Here is a 23,032-nt window from a genome sequence, read left to right as displayed (position 1 = left end):
CGTTGTCGTGGGTTCGATCCCCATCGTCCACCCCATATTTCGAAAGGCGCCAGATGTAACAGTCTGGCGCCTTTGCTTTAAAGCTTCACCTGCGGATGTGGTGGAATTGGTAGACACACTGGATTTAGGTTCCAGCGCCGCGAGGCGTAAGAGTTCGAGTCTCTTCATCCGCACCAATTAAAGCTTCATTCATGTCTTCGGGCTGGTGAGGTTTCAACAAAGAAGTTGTTTGGCTTTTTTGTTACGCAATATGGTGGGCGTAGCTCAGTTGGTAGAGCACGGGATTGTGACTCCCGTTGTCGTGGGTTCGATCCCCATCGTCCACCCCATATTTCGAAAGGCGCCAGATTTAACAGTCTGGCGCCTTTTTTGTTTTGCGGTTTTGAAAACCGGCATGGCCGGTTTCCGGACGCAGGAGTAGGGCGCTTCGTCGTATTTATGTTGCTCGATGATGCTGCACTGCTCGCCGGGCTTGCTTGCAAGAACGGCCGTCAGGGAGTGATCGGCAGTCTCTTCTATATATAGAAGCGGTTGGCGCAGAGCCCTGGCGTGATTGGTTGTATTCGCCTGTGGGGCGCGCTGCATTGGTGTGGCGGTCCCGATAAAATGCCTGCTGTTTTTTTACCCGTTTTCAGTAGGGTGACTTCTTGAGTTTGACCCACTAGAATGCATGCCCTTGATTCTGGGGTCGGAAACGGCCGGCTAACGTCTGTGCAACGAGGAATATCCATGCAAGTTTCTGTTGAAAATACTACTGCTCTCGAGCGCCGCATGAGCGTCACCGTGCCGGCAGAGCGCATCGAGACTCAGGTCAACAAGCGTCTGCAGCAGACCGCCCAAAAGGCCAAGATTGCTGGCTTCCGTCCAGGCAAAGTGCCAATGAGCGAAATCAAGCGCCGTTTCGGTGCTGATGCTCGTCAGGAAGCTGTAGGCGACGTGATCCAGTCCTCCTTCTACGAAGCTGTGGTTGAGCAGAAGCTGAACCCTGCTGGTTCGCCTTCGATCGAGCCTAAGTCGCTCGAAGCTGGCAAGGATCTGGAATACGTTGCTGTGTTCGAAGTATTCCCAGAGTTCACCGTTGCCGGTTTCGACGGCATCACCGTTGAGCGCCTGAGCGCTGACGTGGCTGACGCTGACCTGGACAAAATGCTCGACATCCTGCGCAAGCAGAACACCCGTTTTGAAGTGGCCGATCGCGCTGCCCAGAACGAAGACCAACTGAACATCGATTTCGTTGGCAAGGTTGACGGCGAAGTGTTCGCTGGCGGCTCCGCCAAAGGCACTCAACTGGTACTGGGTTCCGGCCGCATGATCCCAGGCTTCGAAGAAGGCCTGGTTGGCGCTAAAGCCGGTGAAGAGCGCGTTCTGAACCTGACCTTCCCAGAGGACTATCAGAACCTGGACCTGGCTGGCAAAACCGCCGAGTTCACCGTAACTGTCAACACTGTTTCCGAGCCTAAGCTGCCAGAGCTGAACGAAGAATTCTTCGCTCAATTCGGCATCAAGGAAAGCGGCATCGACGGTTTCCGCACTGAAGTTCGCAAGAACATGGAGCGTGAACTGCGTCAGGCGATCAAATCCAAGGTCAAGAATCAGGTAATGGACGGTCTGCTGGCCACCAACCCTATCGAAGTGCCTAAGGCTCTGCTGTCCAACGAAGTTGACCGTCTGCGCGTGCAGGCTGTTCAGCAGTTCGGCGGTAACATCAAGCCTGATCAACTGCCGGCCGAGCTGTTCGAAGAGCAAGCCAAGCGCCGCGTTGTGCTGGGTCTGATCGTTGCTGAAGTGGTCAAGCAATTCGACCTGAAGCCTGACGACGCTCGCGTCCGCGAAATGATTCAGGAAATGGCTTCCGCTTACCAGGAGCCTGAGCAGGTTGTGTCGTGGTACTACAAAAACGAGCAGCAGCTGAACGAAGTGCGTTCGGTTGTGCTGGAAGAGCAAGTTGTGGATACTGTTCTGCAGAAAGCTAGTGTGACCGACAAAGCGGTCTCTTACGAAGAAGCAGTCAAGCCGGTAGAAGCTCCAACAGCCGACTGATTGGTTTTGCGTTAAGAAGTACACACCATAAGCCAGCTCTCGAGCTGGCTTATGCGTATTCAAGACATAACTATTTGGGAGCGACTGCAGAGCATGTTCCGTAATTCTTATATTCAGCAGAACTCTGATATCCAGGCCGCCGGCGGCCTGGTCCCGATGGTTGTCGAGCAATCTGCTCGTGGCGAACGCGCCTATGACATCTATTCGCGCCTGCTCAAGGAGCGAGTGATCTTTCTGGTTGGTCCGGTAGAGGACTACATGGCCAACCTGATCTGCGCGCAACTGCTGTTCCTTGAAGCGGAAAACCCGGACAAGGACATCCATCTCTACATCAACTCCCCGGGCGGTTCGGTGACAGCGGGCATGTCGATCTACGACACCATGCAGTTCATCAAGCCGAACGTGTCGACCACCTGCATCGGTCAGGCCTGCAGCATGGGCGCATTCCTGCTGACCGCAGGTGCCCCGGGCAAGCGTTTCTGCCTGCCGAACTCGCGCGTGATGATTCACCAGCCACTGGGCGGTTTCCAGGGCCAGGCGTCGGACATCGAAATCCACGCCAAGGAAATCCTCTTCATTCGCGAGCGTCTGAACACGCTGATGGCCAAGCACAGCGGCCGTACTCTGGAAGAAATCGAGCGCGATACCAATCGCGACAACTTCATGAGTGCAGAAGCTGCGAAGGAATATGGCCTGATCGACGAAGTGATCAACCAGCGCCCAGCTTAAAATAAGCAGCTCAAAATAGGCTTGGTCGGCTTGTCTGATCAGCGGCGGGCTTGAAAAAGCCCGCAATAGCCTTCATCTTGTGTTGCAAGCCTATCGGATTTGGATCGAACGAATGACTGACACCCGCAACGGCGAGGACAACGGCAAGCTGCTCTATTGCTCCTTCTGTGGCAAAAGCCAGCATGAAGTGCGCAAATTGATTGCCGGCCCCTCGGTCTTTATCTGCGACGAGTGCGTCGACCTGTGCAATGACATCATCCGTGAGGAGGTGCAGGAAGCCCAGGCCGAAAGCAGCGCGCATAAATTGCCTTCGCCTAAAGAAATCAGCGGCATCCTTGACCAGTACGTCATTGGTCAGGAGCGTGCGAAAAAGGTTCTGGCCGTAGCGGTGTACAACCACTACAAGCGCCTGAACCAGCGTGACAAAAAGGCTGACGACGTCGAACTCGGCAAGAGCAACATCCTGCTGATCGGCCCGACAGGCTCCGGTAAGACCCTGCTGGCCGAAACACTGGCCCGCTTGCTGAACGTTCCGTTCACCATCGCCGACGCAACCACCCTCACCGAGGCGGGTTACGTGGGTGAAGATGTCGAGAACATCATTCAGAAGCTGCTGCAGAAGTGCGATTACGACGTAGAGAAGGCCCAGATGGGTATTGTCTACATCGACGAAATCGACAAGATTTCCCGCAAGTCCGACAACCCGTCGATTACCCGGGACGTTTCCGGTGAAGGCGTGCAACAGGCCTTGCTCAAGTTGATCGAAGGCACGGTCGCTTCCGTACCGCCGCAAGGTGGCCGCAAGCATCCGCAGCAGGAATTCCTGCAGGTCGACACCCGTAACATCCTGTTCATCTGCGGTGGTGCGTTCTCTGGTCTGGAAAAGGTTATTCAAAACCGTTCCACCAAGGGCGGCATCGGCTTCAACGCAGAAGTGCGCAGCAAGGAAGAAGGCAAGAAAGTCGGTGAATCCCTGCGTGAGGTCGAGCCTGACGATCTGGTCAAGTTCGGTCTTATCCCGGAATTCGTCGGTCGTCTGCCGGTCCTCGCGACGCTGGACGAGCTCGACGAGGCTGCGTTGATGCAGATCCTCACCGAGCCGAAAAATGCTCTGACCAAACAGTATGCCAAGCTGTTCGAGATGGAAGGCGTGGATCTGGAGTTCCGTACAGACGCGCTCAAATCGGTCGCCAAACGTGCACTGGAGCGTAAAACCGGTGCCCGTGGTCTGCGTTCGATTCTCGAAGGTGTACTGCTCGACACGATGTATGAGATCCCCTCGCAGTCCGAGGTGAGCAAAGTCGTGATCGATGAAAGCGTGATCGAAGGCAAGTCCAAGCCACTGTATATTTACGAAAACAGTGAGCCGACGGCCAAGGCAGCGCCGGACGCGTAAGCGTCCAGTCTGCTGGAATAAAGAAGGGGCCTTCGGGCCTCTTTTTTTTTATGTCATTTATTACATCCGCTTTGCGCTTGTTTTTTTTCAAGGCAGCCCCCATCTTGGTTTCAAGCTCAATTCCATCTGATTACGGCCATATGGCCGCCGTAGAGGCGAAATCATGAAGACAACCATCGAATTGCCTCTCCTGCCATTGCGTGATGTCGTGGTTTATCCGCACATGGTTATCCCGCTGTTCGTGGGGCGCGAGAAATCCATCGAAGCCCTCGAGGCCGCGATGGCGGGCGACAAGCAGATCCTGCTGCTGGCCCAGAGAAACCCGGCTGACGACGATCCCGGTGAAGACGCTCTCTATCGCGTAGGTACCATCGCCACTGTTCTACAGCTTCTGAAGCTGCCTGACGGCACCGTAAAGGTTCTGGTCGAGGGTGAGCAGCGTGGCACCGTCGAACGCTTCAGCGAAGTCGACGGCCACTGCCGTGCCGAAGTCTCGTTGATCGAAGAAGTCGACGCCGCCGAGCGCGAATCCGAAGTGTTCGTGCGCACACTGCTGTCGCAGTTCGAACAATATGTACAGTTGGGCAAGAAAGTCCCGGCTGAAGTCCTGTCGTCGCTCAACAGCATCGATGAGCCGGGTCGCCTGGTCGACACCATGGCGGCGCACATGGCGCTGAAAATCGAGCAGAAGCAGGAAATCCTCGAAATCATCGATTTGTCGGCGCGGGTCGAGCACGTTCTGGCGTTGCTGGATGCCGAGATCGATCTGCTTCAAGTCGAAAAACGCATTCGTGGTCGCGTCAAAAAGCAAATGGAGCGCAGTCAGCGCGAGTACTACCTGAATGAGCAGATGAAGGCCATTCAGAAAGAACTCGGTGACAGCGACGAAGGCCACAACGAAATCGAAGACCTGAAAAAGCGTATCGACGCTGCCGGTCTGCCGAAAGACGCGTTGGCCAAAGCCACTGCCGAGCTGAACAAGCTCAAGCAAATGTCGCCGATGTCCGCTGAGGCCACCGTGGTGCGCTCGTACATCGACTGGCTGGTGCAAGTTCCGTGGAAGGCGCAGAGCAAGGTTCGCCTGGACCTGGCGCGCGCAGAAGACATTCTCGATGCCGATCACTACGGTCTCGAAGAGGTCAAGGAACGTATCCTTGAATACCTCGCCGTGCAAAAACGCGTGAAGAAAATCCGTGGCCCGGTGTTGTGTCTGGTCGGTCCTCCGGGCGTGGGTAAAACCTCGCTGGCAGAGTCGATTGCTCACGCTACCAACCGCAAATTCGTGCGCATGGCCCTCGGTGGCGTGCGTGATGAAGCGGAAATTCGTGGTCACCGCCGGACTTACATCGGTTCGATGCCGGGAAGATTGATTCAAAAGATGACAAAGGTGGGTGTGCGCAACCCGCTGTTCCTGCTCGATGAAATCGACAAAATGGGCAGCGACATGCGTGGCGACCCGGCGTCGGCGTTGCTGGAAGTGCTCGATCCAGAGCAGAACCACAATTTCAACGACCACTATCTGGAAGTCGATTATGACCTTTCGGATGTGATGTTCCTGTGCACCTCGAACTCGATGAACATCCCGCCGGCGCTGCTCGACCGGATGGAAGTGATCCGTCTGCCGGGCTACACCGAAGACGAGAAGATCAACATCGCCGTCAAATACCTCTCGCCAAAACAGATCGCCGCTAACGGTCTGAAAAAGGGCGAGCTGGAATTCGACGCTGAAGCGATCCGCGACATCATCCGTTACTACACCCGTGAAGCCGGTGTGCGTGGCCTCGAACGTCAGATCGCCAAGGTCTGCCGCAAGGCCGTCAAAGAGCACGCGCTGGAAAAACGCTTCTCGGTGAAAGTGACAGCTGACTTGCTGGAACACTTCCTCGGTGTGCGCAAATTCCGCTACGGTCTGGCCGAACAACAGGATCAGATCGGTCAGGTGACCGGCCTTGCCTGGACTCAGGTTGGTGGTGAATTGCTGACCATCGAAGCCGCTGTTGTGCCGGGCAAAGGGCAATTGATCAAGACCGGTTCGCTGGGCGACGTGATGGTCGAATCGATCACTGCCGCGCTAACCGTGGTCCGCAGTCGTGCCAAGAGCCTGGGCATTCCCCTGGACTTCCACGAGAAGCGCGACACGCACATCCACATGCCGGAAGGGGCGACCCCGAAGGACGGCCCTAGCGCCGGTGTAGGCATGTGCACGGCGCTGGTGTCGGCGTTGACCGGCATTCCGGTGCGCGCCGATGTCGCCATGACCGGCGAAATCACGCTGCGTGGTCAAGTGCTGGCGATTGGCGGTCTGAAGGAAAAACTGCTGGCGGCTCACCGCGGCGGAATCAAGATTGTGATTATTCCGGAAGAGAACGTGCGTGATCTGAAGGAGATTCCTGACAATATCAAGCAGGATCTGCAGATTAAACCGGTTAAATGGATTGACGAGGTCCTGCAAATTGCGCTGCAATACGCGCCGGAGCCCTTGCCGGATGTGGCTCCGGAGATAGTTGCCAAGGACGAAAAACGTGAGTCTGACTCTAAGGAAAGAATTAGCACGCATTAATACGCTTTTGCCTGAGGGGCTTCCTTGACAGTTTTTTAGAGCCCTTGTTATAAAGCGGCTCTTAAGTGTCTGTAGGCCATTCAGCACTCGTTTTTGCTTTCACCAAAAAACTTAGAATCATCTCAAAATAGATATAAGGGGACTTAGAGTGAACAAGTCGGAACTGATTGATGCTATCGCTGCATCCGCTGATATCCCGAAAGCTGCTGCTGGCCGTGCGCTGGACGCTGTAATCGAATCCGTCACTGGCGCTCTGAAGGCTGGCGACTCCGTTGTTCTGGTTGGTTTCGGTACTTTCTCCGTGACGGATCGTCCGGCTCGTACCGGTCGTAACCCGCAGACCGGCAAGACTCTGGAAATCCCGGCTGCCAAGAAGCCAGGTTTCAAAGCCGGTAAAGCACTGAAAGAAGCTGTTAACTAAGTTTTCAGGTTTTTACCCATCCGGGTCGGGGTCATGCCTGACTTGGCAGCGGAGCGGTAGAGCAGGTAGCTGAAACAGTTGCCTGTAACGCCGGGATCGAGGGTTCGAGCCCTGTCCGCTCCGCCAGTTACGAGAAGGCGCATCCTCGGATGCGCCTTTCTTCTATCCGGATTCTACCCACGCTCCACGGTTGCCTAATTTTGAAGTTCAACCGTTTCTGGGGGACGCATGCTGCAGAATATCAGGGACAATTCACAAGGCTGGATTGCCAAGACCATTATCGGGGTCATCGTTGCACTGATGGCTCTGACCGGTTTCGACGCCATTTTCCAGGCCACGACTCACAAGAATGAGGCGGCCAAGGTCAACGGTGATGAAATCAGCCAGAACGAGCTGAGCCAGGCCGTTGATATGCAACGCCGTCAGCTGATGCAACAGCTGGGCAAAGACTTCGATGCTTCCTTGCTCGACGAAAAAATGCTCCGCGAATCGGCCCTCAAGGGTCTGATTGATCGCAAGCTGCTGCTGCAAGGCGCCGAACAAGCGAAGTTCGCTTTCTCCGAAGGCGCACTGGATCAAGTGATCCTGCAAACACCTGAATTCCAGGTGGACGGCAAGTTCAGCTCCGAGCGTTTCGACCAAGTAATCCGTCAACTGGGTTACAGCCGTATGCAATTCCGCCAGATGCTGGCTCAGGAAATGCTCATCGGCCAACTGCGCGCCGGTGTGGCGGGCAGCGGTTTCGTCACCGACGCCGAAGTGCTGGCATTTGCCCGTCTGGAAAAACAGACCCGCGATTTCGCCACCTTGAACGTCAAGGCTGACCCGGCTGCGGTCAAACTGACCGACGACGAGGTCAAGGCTTACTACGACGAACACGCCAAGGAGTTCATGACTCCGGACCAAGTGATCATCGATTACGTAGAGCTGAAGAAGTCTTCGTTCTTCGATCAGGTTGCCGTGAAAGACGAAGACCTGCAGGCGGCGTATCAGAAAGAGATCGCCAACCTGTCGGAACAGCGTCGTGCCGCGCACATTCTGATCGAAGTGAACGACAAGACCACCGAGGCTCAGGCCAAAGCGAAGATCGACGAAGTCCAGGCGCGTCTGGCCAAGGGCGAGAAGTTCGAAGCGCTGGCCAAAGAGTTCTCGCAGGATCCGGGTTCGGCCAATAACGGCGGTGACCTCGGTTACGCAGGCCCGGGCGTTTACGACCCGGCGTTCGAAAAAACCTTGTACTCCCTGTCGAAAGACCAGGTGTCCGAGCCGATTCGTACTGACTTCGGTTACCACTTGATCAAGCTGTTGGGTGTCGAAGCGCCTGAAGTGCCGACCTTGGCCAGCCTGAAAGACAAGCTGACCCGCGAGCTGAAAGCCGCGCAGGTCGAGCAGCGTTTCGTCGAGGCAACCAAGCAACTGGAAGACTCGGCGTTCGAAGCGTCTGACCTGGCTCAGCCGGCGGCGGATCTGAAGCTGACCGTGCACACCTCCAAGCCGTTCGGCCGTGAAGGTGGCGAAGGTGTTGCGGCCAACCGTGCCGTGGTTACTGCTGCGTTCAGTACCGAAGTGATCGACGAGGGTGCCAATAGCACCGCCATCGAGCTGGATCCGGAAACCGTGATCGTGCTGCGCTCCAAGGAGCACCTCAAGCCTGCGCAACTGCCGCTGGAAAGCGTGAATGCGGCGATCCGCACTCAGTTGACCAAAGAGCACGCCAGCGCGGCTGCCAAGACCAAGGCCGAGAAGCTGATCGCGGATCTGCGCGATGGCAAGGCGCCGTTGGACAAGGCGGTTGAGGGGCAGAACTGGAAAACCACTGAAGCGGCCACCCGTGGTCAGGAAGGTGTTGATCCGGCGGTGCTGCAAGCGTTGTTCCGTATGCCGAAGCCGGCTGCCAAGGACAAGCCGACGTTCACCAGCGTGACGTTGGCGGATGGCAGTCTGATGATCGTGCGTCTGAATGGCGTTAATGAAGCGGCTGCGCCGACGGATGAAGAGAAGGCTCAGTACCGTCGTTTCCTTGCTTCGCGTGAGGGGCAGCAGGACTTTGCGGCGTATCGCAAGCAGTTGGAAGCTCAGGCTGAGATCAAGCGGTTTTGATGTCTGATTGAGCTGTGATGTGATGTGAAAGCCCCGGCCTTATGGTCGGGGTTTTTTTTGGGGCGTTGGGTAGTGGCGGCCTTTGGGCCGACCATGTTCTTGGGGTTTTGGGTGAATATCCGTTGCTTCGGGTGCTGCCGTTGGCGGTTTCGCCCTTACGGCGAGGCACTTTTTCCAGACGCCGAAAAAGTACCCAAAAAGGCTTGTCCCAACGTTCGGCCCGCTCGCTAAAGCTCGGGGTTCCTTCGCTCCGGGATCGATCCGGGGGCATCGCCTACGGTTTGCTTCGCTGCACCTCCTCTCGATGTGTTCGACTTCGTCGAACGGTCGCTGCGCTCCCACCCCCGGATAAATCCCTCCACTCAGCCTGCCGACGGGACCGGTGGATCAAGATCAAAAGCTGCAGCCGAGCTAACGCTCATCCTGTTGAGTGGGGCGGCTTTGCCGCGTGGGCCGCACACAAATTAAACCTGTGGGAGCGAGCCTGTTCGCGAAGGCGGCCTGCCAGCCGACCAATCTTCTGTCTGATGTACTCAGTTCCACTGTAGGAGTGAGCCTGCTCGCTGTGGCGGCCTGCCAGCGACCAATCTTCTGTCAGATGTACTCAATCCAATTGTGGGAGTGAGCCTGCTCGCGATGGCGGCCTGTCAGCCGACCAATCTTCTGTCAGATGTACTCAATCCAATTGTGGGAGCGAGCCTGCTCGCGAAAGCGGCCTGCCAGCCGACCAATTTCCAGCAGGCTGCACCCGAATCAATTGGGCATTCGGTTTCTCACGGCTTTTGGAAAAACATGGCCCCGAGCCATTGCCGCCACATACAGCGTCAACACCAACAATCCTGCAACAATCCACGGAAACGCCCCAACCCCGGGATTGCCCAGCAACAAACCACCCACCAACCCCCCGCCAGCAATCCCGACATTCCACAGCGTAACCAGCATCGATTGCGCTGTATCGGCAGCCTCTTTCGCAGTTTTTGCTGAGGCGGTTTGCAGCAGCGAGGGCATTGCACCAAACGCCAGTCCCCACACAGCGGTGGCGATGTAAACCACGCTTGGCGAGTCGCGCCACAGGCCCAGTGCTATCGCGGACAGCAGGAACAGTCCGGCACTGATCAACACCAGTTCGCGCAGCCAGCGGTCAATCAGGCTGCCGACGATCCACAGGCTCAGCACTGAGGCGAGGCCGAATACCAACAGCACGCGGTCGACATTGGCGTCCAGTCCGGAAGGCTGCAGGAAGGGCGCGATGTAGGTGTAGAGCAAGTTGTGCGCGACGACGTAGGTGAGGGTGACAAACAAGACGGATCGCACGCCCGGCAAGGTAAACACCTGACGCAGCGGCATGCGCTTTCCCACGCGTTCGCCGGCGAAGTCCGGTACTTGCCAGCGCACCCAGACCACCAGCACAACGGTCAGCGCGGTCATGATGGCAAAGCTCAGGCGCCAGCCGACCAGGGTGCCCAGCAGCGTGCCGGCGGGGATTCCCAGCGAAAGTGCAATCGGCGCGCCGAGCATGGCCACGGTAATGGCGCGACCTTGCAGGTGCGGGGCGACCATGCGGCTGGCGTAACCGGCCAGCAGTGCCCAAAGCAAACCGGCAAATACCCCGGCGATAAAGCGTGCGATCAGGGTCAGCCAGTACAGCTCTGACAGAGCGGTGATGCTGTTGGCGATGGCAAAGCCGCCGATGGCGGATAGCAACAGCGGTCTGCGGCGCCAGCCGCGGGTGGCGATCGTCAGGGGAATTGCTGCGAGTATCGAACCGATCGCGTACAGCGTGACCAGTTGCCCGATCAGCGCCTGGGACACATTCAGGCCGCTGCTCATCTGCGGCAACAGGCCGGCGGGCATGGCTTCGGTCATGACCGTAATGAATCCGGCGGTGGCTAACGCCAACAGGGCGCCGAGGGGTAATCGCTCTTGGCGATCGAGAGGGTGTTCAAGTGTGGGGCAATTGAGTTGTGCGTCGTTCATGAGCCGGCATCCATGTGCAAAGTTGACGAGGAGCACAGGGTAGGGCGCTGCACATCGGCGAAAAACGGGTTAAGGTTCCGAACATATCGGACACGGATGTCAGCAATGGGAGGTTGGTATGGATAGCCTGGGCAGTATTTCGGTGTTTGTTCAGGTCGCTGAGACGCGCAGTTTCACTGAGGCTGGCCGACTGCAAGGGGTGTCATCGTCGGCGGTGGGCAAGAGTATTGCGCGGCTGGAAGCGCGACTCGGCGTGCGGCTGTTTCAACGCACCACTCGCAGCGTTACGCTGACCAGTGAAGGCGCACTGTTTCTGGAGCGCTGTCGCAAGATTCTCGCGGAGGTCGAGGCGGCGGAGTTCGAGTTGTGCGATGCGGCTGCGAAACCCCATGGCAAGTTGCGCATCAGCCTGCCACAGGTGCATGGCCTGGTGATGCCGGTCATGGCCGAGTTCATGGCGTTGTACCCGCAGATTGAACTGGATCTGGATTTGACCGACCGCATGGTCGATGTGGTTGAAGAAGGTTTCGACGCCGTAATCCGCACCGGTAAACCAAGGGATTCGCGACTGATGGCGCGACCGTTGGGCGAGTTTCATATGGTGCTGGTGGCCAGCCCGGCTTATTTGCAGCAACGCGGTATGCCGCAAACGCCCGACGACCTGGCGACTCATGCGTGCCTTCGGCATACGTTTCATGCCACCGGCAAACTGGAAGCCTGGCCGTTGATTCGCGTGGAGGGCGCCGCCGAGCCGACGTTGCCGACTCGGCTGGTCAGTACGTCGATCGAGGCAGTGAGCCATGCCGTGCTGGCCGGCATGGGCATTGCCTGTCTGCCGGATTTCATGACCCGCGAGGCCGAGGCGCAAGGCCGCTTGCAGCGGGTGCTCGACGCGCATCTGCAGCACACCGGGCAGTTCTGGGTGCTATGGCCATCGAGTCGCCACGCCACGGCGAAATTGCGCGTGTTCATTGATCACTTGGCGTTGCGACTTTTTCCCGCAACTGACGGTCGATAGAGTTGTAACTGCTTTAAGACACTAATCCATGCGCCGCGGGGGCGTGATCTGTTGCACAATACGCCCCGGACTGTTTTCTCTCAGGATGTTCAATGTTGATTTCCACTCCCATGCGTGTTGTCGGGTTGGCGCTGTTGTTGACCGCTGTTGCCGGCTGTTCGAAAGACAAGCCGATGTATGAGCATGAGAACTTCGATGACTCCGGCACGTTTTCGCGCAATTACCCGGTGACCGATTCGGTCAGTTGCGAAGCGGCCCGTCGTGCGTTGCTCAGTCAGGGTTACATCATCACCAGCAGTGACCCGAAACTGGTCAGTGGCCACAAGAGTTTCCAGCAAACCGGCGACACCCACATGGAGATCAGCTTCAACGTGGTCTGCGCCGATGACGGCAGTGCCGGGCACCATGCGACGATGTTCGCCAACGCCTTGCAGGATCGCTACGCGCTGAAGAAAACCAACAACTCGGCCAGTCTCGGCGTGGGTGTGTTGGGTTCGGTGTCGATGCCGATCGGCTCGTCCGACGATTCGATGGTCAAGGTTGCCAGTGAGACGGTGACCTCGCAGAAGTTCTATGAGCGCTTCTTCACGTTGGTGGAGCTGTTCCTGCCGGCGGAAGCAAAGAAAGCTGCGCACATTGAAGAGAAGCCGAAGGCTGATCTCGGCGTGCCTGAGGCGAAGGCTGCTCCGGCAGCGCTGGTGCCAGCGCCAACGCCAGCACCTGCGCCCGCCGCAACGCCTGCACCTGCTGCCGAGCCGGCTCCGGCGCCTGCTGAGGTCGCGCCCGTGACGTCGGAACCTGTTGCGCCACCGGCAGAAGCGGCGCCGATCACTCCGGCCCCGAGCGCAGAACCGGCACCGGCGACCGAAACCATCACGCCACCGGCCAACCCGGATATCCCGCCGCCCTCCGAGCCGATCCCGGCGATGCCAGCGTCCGGCCAATAAACCAGCCTCACCGCAAATCCCTGTGGGAGCGAGCCTGCTCGCGAAGACGGACTTTCAGTCACCTGTGTGCTGAAGGGTCCGACGCCTTCGCGAGCAAGCTCGCTCCCACAGTGGTTTTTGGGTTGCCTTAAATTTCGTTACATTCCCCGGACAAAAGTCCCGCGATAAATTCTTGACCGTCTGCTACGTTTTATTCATGAAGGCCGGGTTTCACTTTTCCTTCATACGAGCACGTTAAGCTCGAGGCACTGGGCATTTGCCCAGGCCCATTCAAGAGAGCAGCAGGGGGATTACGCGATGGATGAATATCAAGAAGAGCTGCTCGAATACCAGGCCTTTGAACTGGATCCTCTGGAACCCGCTGAAGACGCCACCGAGCTTTGACTTGCAGCTTGAAGCTTGTAGCTTGTAGCTTGTAGCTGCTTTTAAGCCGTTTTGCGATGGCTGCGGCGGAATTCCCCCGGCGTCTGACCGCTCCAGCGTTTGAAGGCTCGCTGGAACGCTTCGGCTGAGGCAAACCCCAGCAGATAAGCGATTTCTCCGAAGGCCAGTTCGGTATCGCGGATGTAGGTCATCGCCAGATCCCGGCGCGTGTCGTTGAGGATCGCGCGAAACTGCGTGCCTTCCTCGGCCAGTTTGCGCCGCAAGGTCCAGGTAGGCAGCTTCAGGCGTGCCGCCACTTCTTCCAGGTCAGGTTCCCGGCCACCATTGAGTAAAGGCCCCAGTAGCTGAGTGATGCGTTCGCGCAGGCTGCGGGTTCGGGTCAATTGCTCCAGTTCCCGTTCACACAGTTGCAGCAGATGCCGCCAGGTACTCGGGCAATGCTCGGGATTACGCTGTGCGAGGCTGTCGAGGCTCAGGCGCAGTTGATTACGCTCGGCACCGAACTGGATCGGGCAATCGCCCAACACGCTATAGGCATCGCGGTAATCCGGTTCTTCGAATTCGATTTCGATACGTTCAGCGCGCAGCGGTTCGCGGCTGACACTGGAGAGCTGGTGCAGCCACCCGGCGATGATCGAGTCCACGACAAAACGGTTATAGGCGTTGTACGGGCTGATCGAATAGAAACGCAGCCACGCGCCATGGGCATCTTCGTGGAAGCTGGACTGACCGCGATAGTTGGAACCGTACAACGCCTCGAAACGGATCAGGCAGCGCGCGGCCTCACGCACGGTCGGCGCTTGTGCGGCGGTGACGCCGGCCAGCCCGGCCTGACTCAGGCGACTGAGCTGGCCCATGCGCAGGCCCAGCGCCGAATCGCCGGTCAACTGAATCGCCGCGTGGCCCAGGCGCATATAGCGCGGAATCGACAAACGCGCACCGGCCTCGGCCAGTCGCGCGGCGTCCAGACCATATTGCTCCAGCAGCGGCTGCGGATCGACCGCATGACTGCGCACGGCATCGGCGAGGCTGTGCACGAAGCCTACCGACAAATCCCCAAGGCGCATCGGCAGCGGCTTCATGGTTTACAACCAGATGTTCAGCAAGCGCGCGCCACGGGCCTCGCCATCGGCAAACTGCTGACCGTTGCTGCTGAGGAAACTCTGGCCGGAACTGGCCTTGTCCCAGAACTGCCCACGCAGGAAAACGCTCATGCCGGCAATCGCTCGACTGCTCGGCGGTTGTGCAGTAAGGGTCAGGCGATGCCAGGCCTGGCCTTCGGTGAGTTCGCCGGGTTTGAGGCTGACCGAGCTCGGGGTGTTGGAACTCTTGTAGCCGCGCCAAGGCAGGTTCCAGGCACGATGACCGAGTACTTGCGCGGGCACCGCGACCAATTGCGCGCCTTGCTCGTCGAGTTTGCGGTAGTTATCCGGATACCAGCTGTCGCTGCCAATCAGCACGCCGAGGCGTCCGGCCGGAGTATCGACGACATTGAGCAAGTGTTTGTCTGCGCCTTCGATCACTTCTCGCTGATCGAACACCGGGTGCATCTGCCGTTGCGGCTGGCCAAGCGGCACGCCATCACGACTGAACACCACACTGCTATTGAACAACGCGCCGCTGCCGGGTTTGAGCTGGCCGTCGCGGATGCTCGGTTCTGGCAGCACGATCGAGCCGGCCACCAGCGTCACATGAAACTCCTTGGCCAGACCACCGAACAGCGCCTGATAGTCCTTGGCCATGGCCTTGGATTTCATGCGCAGGTACGCATCGTTGAGACGGTCTTTGCCGTTGGCGCTGAGCCAGGCGCGGGCAAACAATAACGGATTGCTCGCCGCCAGCCAGTTCATTGCTTCGGCGAGGGTCGGGGCCTGATACAACTCGTCTTTCTCGCCGCTGAGCAGCAGCCAGGTGCCGACGTTCTCCGGCAACACCACCACGGTTTTGTCGTTCAACAAGCCTTGATCCTGCGCTTGCTGCAGGTAGGCCGCCAGTTTGCGACGCAGGCGCTCGGGGCTCTGGTAGTCCGTGGGAAACAATTCGGGCTGGATACCGAGCAGATTGCCACGGTCGGCGGGCGTGCCCTGGTCGACCGCCAGCTTGATACGCAGGTCCGACAAGTAATGTCCCGTCGGCCGATCCGCCGCCCACATGGCGTAGGTGGTCAGAGCGGCGACAATGGCCATGGAAAAGAACAGATACAAAAGTTTGCGCATGTAAACCAACAACTACCGGGTACAGGGTATGGCGACTAGGGTAGGGCCCATGGACCGGGTTGCCAAGGGGCGCTGCGCATTTGGATCAATAAGTTGTCAGTTACGGTCATTGAGTGACAGCGATGCGACTCTTAGTCTGTCGAACATGACTGACGGGAGCCGCAGAGCCCCCGCAACTTTTCCGTGATTGCTCGTTGTGGAGTTACCGATGACCGCCGCTCATTACCCGCACCTGTTGGCCCCGCTGGACCTGGGATTCACCACGCTGCGCAACCGCACCCTGATGGGCTCGATGCACACAGGCCTGGAAGAAAAACCGGGTGGATTCGAGCGCATGGCGGCGTACTTCGCGGAGCGTGCGCGCGGCGGTGTTGGCCTGATGGTCACCGGCGGTATTGGCCCGAACGACGAGGGCGGCGTGTATTCCGGCGCGGCCAAGTTGACCACCGAAGAAGAAGCGCTCAAGCACCGCATCGTCACCCGCGCGGTGCACGAGGCGGGCGGCAAGATCTGCATGCAGATCCTCCACGCCGGGCGTTATGCCTACAGCCCGAAGCAAGTGGCGCCGAGTGCGATTCAGGCGCCGATCAACCCGTTCAAGCCCAAAGAGCTGGACGAGGAAGGCATCGAGAAGCAGATCAGCGATTTCGTCACCTGTTCGGTACTGGCGCAGACCGCTGAGTACGACGGCGTCGAGATCATGGGCTCGGAAGGTTATTTCATTAACCAGTTCCTCGCCGCGCACACCAACCACCGCACCGACCGTTGGGGCGGCAGCTACGAAAACCGTATGCGCCTGCCGGTGGAAATCGTTCGTCGCGTGCGTGAAGCGGTCGGCCCGAACTTCATCATTATTTTCCGTCTGTCGATGCTCGATCTGGTCGAGGGCGGCAGCACTTGGGATGAGATCGTCACCCTGGCCAAAGCCATCGAGCAGGCCGGCGCGACCATCATCAACACTGGCATTGGCTGGCACGAAGCGCGAATCCCGACCATCGCCACCAAAGTGCCGCGTGCGGCATTCAGCAAGGTCACGGCCAAACTGCGCGGCTCGGTGAAGATCCCGTTGATCACCACCAACCGCATCAACACCCCGGAAATCGCCGAGCAGATTCTCGCCGAAGGTGATGCCGACATGGTCTCGATGGCGCGGCCGTTCCTCGCCGACCCGGACTTCGTCAACAAGGCCGCCGAAGGCCGCGCCGATGAAATCAATACCTGCATCGGCTGCAACCAGGCGTGCCTCGATCACACCTTCGGCGGCAAGTTGACCAGTTGCCTGGTCAACCCGCGTGCCTGCCACGAGACCGAACTGAACTACCTGCCCGTGCAGCAGATCAAGAAAATCGCCGTGGTCGGCGCTGGCCCTGCCGGTTTGTCCGCCGCCACTGTGGCTGCCGAGCGCGGCCATCAGGTGACCTTGTTCGATTCGGCCAGTGAAATTGGCGGCCAGTTCAACATCGCCAAGCGCGTGCCGGGCAAGGAAGAGTTCTTTGAAACCCTGCGTTACTTCAAACGCAAACTGCAGACCACCCACGTCGAGGTGTGCCTCCACACCCGCGTCGACGTGGCGAAACTGGTTGAAGGCGGTTACGACGAAATCATCCTCGCCACCGGTATTGCGCCGCGTGTGCCGGCGATTCCGGGCGTAGAGAACGCCAAGGTGTTGAGCTACATCGACGTGATCCTTGAGCGCAAACCGGTTGGCAAACGCGTGGCCGTGATTGGCGCCGGTGGTATCGGTTTTGACGTCTCGGAATTCCTCGTTCACCAAGGCGTAGCGACCAGTCAGGATCGCGCCGCGTTCTGGAAAGAGTGGGGCATCGATACGCAACTCGAAGCCCGTGGTGGCGTGGCCGGGATCAAAGCCGCACCGCATGCACCGGCACGCGAAGTGTTCCTGTTGCAGCGCAAGAAAACCAAGGTCGGCGATGGTCTGGGTAAAACCACTGGCTGGATTCACCGTACCGGTCTGAAGAACAAGCAGGTGCAAATGCTCAACAGCGTTGAATACCTGAGCATCGATGACCAAGGCCTGCATATCCGCATCGGCGAAACCGGCGAGCCGCAAGTGCTGGCGGTGGACAACATTGTGATTTGCGCAGGGCAGGATCCGCTGCGTGAATTGCATGACGGTCTGGTGGAAGCGGGGCAGAACGTGCACCTGATCGGTGGTGCCGATGTCGCGGCCGAGCTGGATGCCAAACGCGCGATCAACCAAGGCTCGCGCCTCGCTGCTGAACTTTAAGCTCCGCCGCTGAACCTGTGGGAGCGAGCTTGCTCGCGAAGGCATCGTGTCAGTCGACATATATATTGACTGACACTCCGCTTTCGCGAGCAAGCTCGCTCCCACAGGATTTGTGCGCATCGTGAACCTTGTGAGCCTGCTCGCGATGGCGGCTTGTGAGCGACTAGAATGCCGGCTCTGTCCAGATCGAATCGCCGCCCATGCTTTTGCCTACCTCCGATTGGCTACCCCAAGCCCCGCTACAACCCCTTCATCTGGACTGGCTCGCAGCCGCCGGCATTGAAGTCGCGATCCTGCGCCTAGACCAGATCGACCCGCTGATCAGCGGCAACAAATGGTTCAAACTCGTCGAGCACCTCAAGGCCGCTGACCGTGCGGGTGCCGAGGGCATCATCAGCCTCGGTGGTGCGCATTCCAATCATCTGCACGCGTTGGCGGCGGCGGGGAAACGGTTGGGGTTCAAAACCATGGGGCTGTTGCGCGGGCATGCACAGGAAACGCCGACAGTGCAGGATTTGCAGGCATTCGGCATGCAACTGCATTGGTTGGGTTACGGCGGCTATCGCGCACGAAACGAGCCGGGATTCTGGGAGCCTTGGCACGCGCAGTATCCGCAGTTGTATGCGGTGCCCGAGGGCGGTGGCGGCTTAACGGGGGCGCTCGGTTGTGCCGCCATCAAGGAACAGGCGCAAGCGCAATTGCCCACGCTCGGCTGGAGCGATTACCACGGATGGTGGCTGGCTTGCGGCACCGGGACGACACTCGCCGGGCTGGTCCTCACCGAGGCCGGCGCGCATCCGGTCTATGGTGCGCTGGCAGTACCTGAAGATCACGGCGTGGCGCCGCAGATCGAGTTGATCCTGCAAACCGCAGAGCAGGGCACCGGGAGCTATGAACTGATCGACGCCAGACGCGGCGGTTTTGCCAAGGTCGATCCGGCGTTGCTTGAGTTCATCGAACAAACCGAGCAGGCCAGCGGCGTTCCTCTGGAGCCGCTGTACACCGGCAAAGCGTTGCTGGCACTCAAGCAACAGGTCGAGGCGGGCAGGTTCGCGCCCGGCACGCGGCTGATCTTTATTCACACCGGTGGCTTGCAGGGCCGCCGTGGGTTCAGCGCCAGCCGCTGATATTCAGCCGCGCTTGGGCATCATCCGCAGCAGCGTGTTATCGCGCACCACATAATGGTGATAGATCCCCGCCAGCGCGTGCAGGCCGATCAACCAGTAGCCGATCGTGGCAATGAGCACATGCCAGCCCTCAACCTGTTTGGCGAAATCCTTGTTCTCCGCGACCAGCAGCGGCAGATCAAAACCATAGAACATCACCTGATGTCCTTCGGCGCTGGTGATCAGCCAGCCCAGAATCGGCATGCTGATCATGAACAGGTACAACGCCCAGTGCATCAGCCGCGCCAGCACGGTCTGCCATTGCGGTGAGGCGGGGAAGATTTTCGGCGCCGGGCCAATGCTGCGCGCGAGCAGGCGAAACCACACCAGCACAAACACGGTCAGGCCGAGCATGTAATGCACTTCGCGGATCAGCGTGCGCCCGCCACTGCCTTTGGGAAAGAGGCCGCGCAACTCCATGCTGGCGTACACCAGCACCAACAGGACCAACATCAGCCAGTGCAACAGGACCGATACAGTGCTGTAGCGGGATTCGGAACTTGTCCACGGCATACGCTGTTTCCTCACAGATCAGGGTCGAAACCTGCCGTTCTTGAGCGACGGCATGCTTTAACTGTAATCCGCTTTGGCGGATTTGCCTGAGGCTGATCGGACTTTCAATGCTCTGAGTCAGGGGCTTTGCCAATAAAAAACGCCAGCGTCGTGCAGACGCTGGCGTTTTTGTTGGCAGCAAGCGGCAGGGATCAGCTCGATTGCGGCATCTCACCGTTGGCCAGGCGCTTGTTGATGTCGGCGATCACTTCCGGCAGATCAGTGATGGTGTCGATCATGTAGTGCGGGCGCGAGCCTTCGAACAACGCGTGGATGCGCTTGCGTTCGCTCGCCAGTTCGTCGCTGCCCAAGGCACGGAACCCTTCGTAGTCCAGACCCAACGCGTTGCCCGAGCAGATCAGCGCCACGGTCCACATTCCAGCGCGACGGCCTTCGAGTATGCCCGGCACGGTGTCATCGATCTTCACGCACGCCGCGACATCGTCGATGCCCAGCGCGATGACGTTAGCCAGGGCTTGGGCCGGCCACGGGCGGCCATTTGGCACTTCGTCGGTGGCGACCACATGGTCAGCGACGTAGCCGTTGGTGGCGGCCAGTTCGACGACCTTGTCCATCACTTGTTTCGGGTAGCCGGAGCAAGAGCCGATCTTGATCCCTTGCTGACGCAGATTGGCGATGGTTTCCAGCGCGCCGGGGATTAGCGCCGAGTGCTCGGCGATCTTCTCGATCTGCAGCGGCATGAAGCGGTTGTAGATTGCGGTGACGTCGTCATCGCTCGGCGTGCGGCCGAACGCCTTGCGATAACGCTCGGCCACTTGCGGCTGATCGCAGAGGGTGCGGATGTGGTCCCACTTGCCCATGCCCATCGGGCCACGGGCTTCTTCGATGGAGACCTGCACGTCGAACTCGGCGAAGGCTTCGACGAAGATCTGCGTTGGCGCGAACGAGCCGAAATCGACCACGGTGCCGGCCCAGTCGAGGATCGCGGCTTGCAGCTTGTTTGGATTGACGTAGTTCATGTTGATCAAATTCCTGAGTTGGCAATGCAATTCAAATGTAGGAGTGAGCCTGCTCGCGAAGGCGTCGGATCAGTCGACATCTATGTTGAATGTGCGACCGCTTTCGCGAGCAGGCTCGCTCCCACAGGGGATTGGTGGTGTTCTTAGACTTCGAGGACTTCCATCTCGCGCAGCACTTCACCGACCGCCGCGACGGCCTGGCGCATTTCGTCCGGGCTGACATGGCCGATGCAACCGACGCGGAAGGTTTCGACCTGGGTCAATTTGCCCGGATAGAGGATGTAACCCTTGGCCTTGACCCGCTCGTAGAAATCCTTGAACTGATAACGCGGATCTTGCGGCGCATGGAACGTGGCGATGATCGGCGCCTGAATCGCCGCCGGCAGGAAACTGCGCAAACCGAGTTTGCCCATCTCTTCCATCAGCGCCTGACAGTTGGCGGCATAGCGCGCATGCCGCGCCGGCAGGCCACCTTCTTCGTTGTATTGCAGCAGCGCTTCGTGCAGCGCAGCGACGACGTGTGTCGGCGGGGTGAAGCGCCATTGACCGGTTTTCATCATGTAGGCGTGCTGATCGAACAGGTCCATCGCCAGCGAGTGCGAATTGCCAGCGGCAGCGGCCAGCGCCTCTTTACGTGCGAAGACAAAACCCATCCCCGGTACGCCTTCCAGGCATTTGCCGGAGGCGGCGATCAGCGCGTCAAACGGTACTTGTTGCGCATCCACGGGCAACGCGCCGAAGGAACTCATGGCATCGATGATCAGGCGTTTGCCGTGTTGCGCGACGACCTGGGCAATCTCCGCCAGCGGGTTGAGAATGCCGGTGCTGGTTTCGCAGTGGATCAGCGCAACGTGGGTAATGTTGCCGTCGGCGCGCAACAGGCGATCGACGTCAGCGGCGGTGGTCGGTTCATCTTCAGCGGTTTCGAAGGTGCTGAAAGAGCGGCCGAGCACTTCGCAGATTTTCGCCAGACGCTTGCCGTAGGCGCCGTTGATCAGCACCAGCACTTTGCCGTCACGCGGCACCAGGGTGCCGATTGCCGCTTCAACAGCGAAGGTGCCGCTGCCCTGCAATGGCACGCAGTGGTGAGTGGCGGCGCCGTTGAGGATCGCCAGCAGTTGTTCGCACAGGCTGGCGGTCAGTTGATTGAAGCGGTCATCCCATGACCCCCAGTCGACCATCATCGCCTGGCGGGTGCGGGCCGAAGTGGTCAACGGGCCGGGAGTGAGCAGGATGGGTTCGGCGATACTCATTCGTATGTCCTCGGATTGCGCTGTGGGATGAAGCTACGGGGCATACGTTGCAATTCGCCGTTGCATCAATCAAATTGTTTGTTGTTATGCCAGCCATCAGCGAGAGTTATTCATGAACCTGTTCCAGCTCCGCGCGTTCGACGCCGTGGCCCGTGAAGGCAGCTTCACCCGCGCCGCCGCGCGGTTGTTCATCAGTCAGCCGGCGGTTACCGGGCACATCAAGGCGTTGGAAGAGCACTATCAGATCACCCTGTTGCGGCGCACCGCGCGACGGGTGGAACTGACCGAGGAGGGCACCAAACTCGCGGCGATTACCCGCGCAATGTTTGGCCTCGCGGAAGAGGCGCAGACAATGCTCGAGGCCAACCGGCAATTACTCACCGGACGGCTGGAAGTGGCGGCGGACGGGCCGCACATGGTCATGCCGATGCTGGCCAGCCTGCGTGCGCGGTATCCGGGGATCACGGTGAATCTGCGTTTGGGCAATGCCCAGGAAACCTTGGCGGCGTTGTTGTCGGAACACGCCGATGTGGCGGTGTTGACTGAAGTGGAGCCGCGCAAAGGCCTGCATCTGCAAGCGTTGAGCGAATCACGGATTTGCGCGTTGGTGCCGGCAGGGCACCCGTGGGCGATGCGCGCCGGAGAAGTGAAACTCAAAGAACTGGATCATGTGATCATGGTGCTGCGCGAACCGAGTTCGATCACCCGGCGTACGTTTGATCAGGCGTGCGCGCAGGCGTCGATCCATCCGCGCGTGCTGCTGGAACTCGATAGCCGTGAGGCGGTGACCGAAGCCGTTGCCGCTGAGTTGGGCGTTGGCGTGGTGTCCTCGGTGGAGGTCAGTCATGACCCGAGGGTGGTGGCGATTCCGATTGTCGGGGACGGGCTAATGAACCGGCACATGATCGGCTGCATGGAGCGGCGCCGGGAGTTGCGTTTGATTCAGGCATTCTTCGGTCTTGCGCCAGTCTGATACACCGAGTCGCCCCCTTCGCGAGCAGGCTCGCTCCCACAGGGATATGCATTCCAAATGTGGGAGCGAGCC

17 protein-coding genes and 2 tRNA genes are annotated in these 23,032 nt (G+C 59.0%); 13 read left to right on the top strand and 6 right to left on the bottom strand.

Annotated features, from left to right (window positions below; genetic code table 11):
• The first annotated feature begins 91 nt into the window (after nt 1-91).
• The 8 genes from ACW9IR_RS22155 (at nt 92) to ACW9IR_RS22120 (ending at nt 9,246) form a co-directional block, all read left to right on the top strand.
• Nucleotides 92-176, top strand: a tRNA-Leu gene (locus tag ACW9IR_RS22155).
• 77 nt (nt 177-253) lie between these two features.
• Nucleotides 254-329 (top strand) — tRNA-His (locus tag ACW9IR_RS22150).
• A gap of 400 nt (nt 330-729) precedes the next feature.
• Nucleotides 730-2,040 carry a trigger factor gene (tig, locus tag ACW9IR_RS22145; RefSeq protein WP_016986883.1) on the top strand — a complete coding sequence of 437 codons (1,311 nt, stop codon included), beginning with the start codon at nt 730-732 and terminating at the stop codon, nt 2,038-2,040.
• Between the two features lie 93 nt (nt 2,041-2,133).
• The gene (gene clpP, locus ACW9IR_RS22140; RefSeq protein ID WP_007951559.1) at nt 2,134-2,769 is read left to right on the top strand and encodes an ATP-dependent Clp endopeptidase proteolytic subunit ClpP; all 636 of its coding nucleotides are present in this window, start codon (nt 2,134-2,136) and stop codon (nt 2,767-2,769) included.
• 112 nt (nt 2,770-2,881) lie between these two features.
• On the top strand, nt 2,882-4,165 hold the full coding sequence (gene clpX / locus ACW9IR_RS22135; protein ID WP_003223632.1) for an ATP-dependent Clp protease ATP-binding subunit ClpX: 1,284 nt from the start codon (nt 2,882-2,884) through the stop codon (nt 4,163-4,165).
• 163 nt (nt 4,166-4,328) lie between these two features.
• Entirely contained in the window at nt 4,329-6,725 is a 2,397-nt protein-coding gene (lon, locus tag ACW9IR_RS22130; RefSeq protein WP_095123372.1) for an endopeptidase La, read from the top strand.
• Nucleotides 6,726-6,873: 148 nt separating this feature from the next.
• The gene (locus tag ACW9IR_RS22125; RefSeq protein ID WP_003183171.1) at nt 6,874-7,146 is read left to right on the top strand and encodes an HU family DNA-binding protein; all 273 of its coding nucleotides are present in this window, start codon (nt 6,874-6,876) and stop codon (nt 7,144-7,146) included.
• A gap of 228 nt (nt 7,147-7,374) precedes the next feature.
• Nucleotides 7,375-9,246, top strand: a complete 1,872-nt coding sequence (locus ACW9IR_RS22120; RefSeq protein ID WP_102901652.1) for a SurA N-terminal domain-containing protein — start codon at nt 7,375-7,377, stop codon at nt 9,244-9,246.
• 753 nt (nt 9,247-9,999) lie between these two features.
• Here ACW9IR_RS22120 and ACW9IR_RS22115 read toward each other — a convergent pair.
• Nucleotides 10,000-11,223, bottom strand: coding sequence for an MFS transporter (locus ACW9IR_RS22115; protein ID WP_457465128.1), 1,224 nt, complete (start codon nt 11,221-11,223; stop codon nt 10,000-10,002).
• Between the two features lie 118 nt (nt 11,224-11,341).
• On the opposite strand from ACW9IR_RS22115, the gene ACW9IR_RS22110 reads away from it, so the two are divergent.
• Complete coding sequence (locus ACW9IR_RS22110) at nt 11,342-12,241, top strand: LysR family transcriptional regulator (RefSeq protein WP_457465127.1); 900 nt, start codon at nt 11,342-11,344, stop codon at nt 12,239-12,241.
• Between the two features lie 92 nt (nt 12,242-12,333).
• Nucleotides 12,334-13,188 carry a DUF2242 domain-containing protein gene (locus tag ACW9IR_RS22105; protein WP_457465126.1) on the top strand — a complete coding sequence of 285 codons (855 nt, stop codon included), beginning with the start codon at nt 12,334-12,336 and terminating at the stop codon, nt 13,186-13,188.
• A 425-nt stretch (nt 13,189-13,613) separates the two neighbouring features.
• On the opposite strand, the gene ACW9IR_RS22100 is transcribed toward ACW9IR_RS22105, so the two are convergent.
• Nucleotides 13,614-14,654 (bottom strand): AraC family transcriptional regulator, encoded by a 1,041-nt coding sequence (locus ACW9IR_RS22100; protein WP_150730376.1) that lies wholly within the window; start codon nt 14,652-14,654, stop codon nt 13,614-13,616.
• 3 nt (nt 14,655-14,657) lie between these two features.
• A complete protein-coding gene (locus ACW9IR_RS22095) occupies nt 14,658-15,788 on the bottom strand; it encodes a carbon-nitrogen hydrolase family protein (protein WP_110719321.1) in 1,131 nt (376 codons plus the stop codon).
• Nucleotides 15,789-15,996: 208 nt separating this feature from the next.
• On the opposite strand from ACW9IR_RS22095, the gene ACW9IR_RS22090 reads away from it, so the two are divergent.
• Nucleotides 15,997-18,036: an oxidoreductase gene (locus ACW9IR_RS22090; RefSeq protein WP_457465125.1), complete on the top strand. Its 2,040-nt coding sequence runs from the start codon at nt 15,997-15,999 to the stop codon at nt 18,034-18,036.
• Nucleotides 18,037-18,236: 200 nt separating this feature from the next.
• Nucleotides 18,237-19,163 carry a 1-aminocyclopropane-1-carboxylate deaminase/D-cysteine desulfhydrase gene (locus ACW9IR_RS22085; protein WP_457465124.1) on the top strand — a complete coding sequence of 309 codons (927 nt, stop codon included), beginning with the start codon at nt 18,237-18,239 and terminating at the stop codon, nt 19,161-19,163.
• 3 nt (nt 19,164-19,166) lie between these two features.
• Here ACW9IR_RS22085 and ACW9IR_RS22080 read toward each other — a convergent pair whose 3' ends face one another.
• From ACW9IR_RS22080 to ACW9IR_RS22070, 3 genes are all read right to left on the bottom strand, one after another.
• Nucleotides 19,167-19,715: a cytochrome b gene (locus ACW9IR_RS22080; protein ID WP_038362764.1), complete on the bottom strand. Its 549-nt coding sequence runs from the start codon at nt 19,713-19,715 to the stop codon at nt 19,167-19,169.
• Between the two features lie 191 nt (nt 19,716-19,906).
• Entirely contained in the window at nt 19,907-20,734 is an 828-nt protein-coding gene (phnX, locus tag ACW9IR_RS22075; RefSeq protein ID WP_457465123.1) for a phosphonoacetaldehyde hydrolase, read from the bottom strand.
• A gap of 143 nt (nt 20,735-20,877) precedes the next feature.
• Nucleotides 20,878-21,987: a 2-aminoethylphosphonate--pyruvate transaminase gene (locus ACW9IR_RS22070; protein WP_457465122.1), complete on the bottom strand. Its 1,110-nt coding sequence runs from the start codon at nt 21,985-21,987 to the stop codon at nt 20,878-20,880.
• Between the two features lie 112 nt (nt 21,988-22,099).
• Between ACW9IR_RS22070 and ACW9IR_RS22065 the strand changes: the two genes are divergently transcribed.
• Entirely contained in the window at nt 22,100-22,960 is an 861-nt protein-coding gene (locus tag ACW9IR_RS22065; protein WP_457465121.1) for a LysR substrate-binding domain-containing protein, read from the top strand.
• The last annotated feature ends 72 nt before the right edge of the window (nt 22,961-23,032 follow it).

Source organism: Pseudomonas sp. SDT291_1_S447 (assembly GCF_054070155.1).
This window is presented reverse-complemented; position numbering and strand designations above follow the sequence as displayed.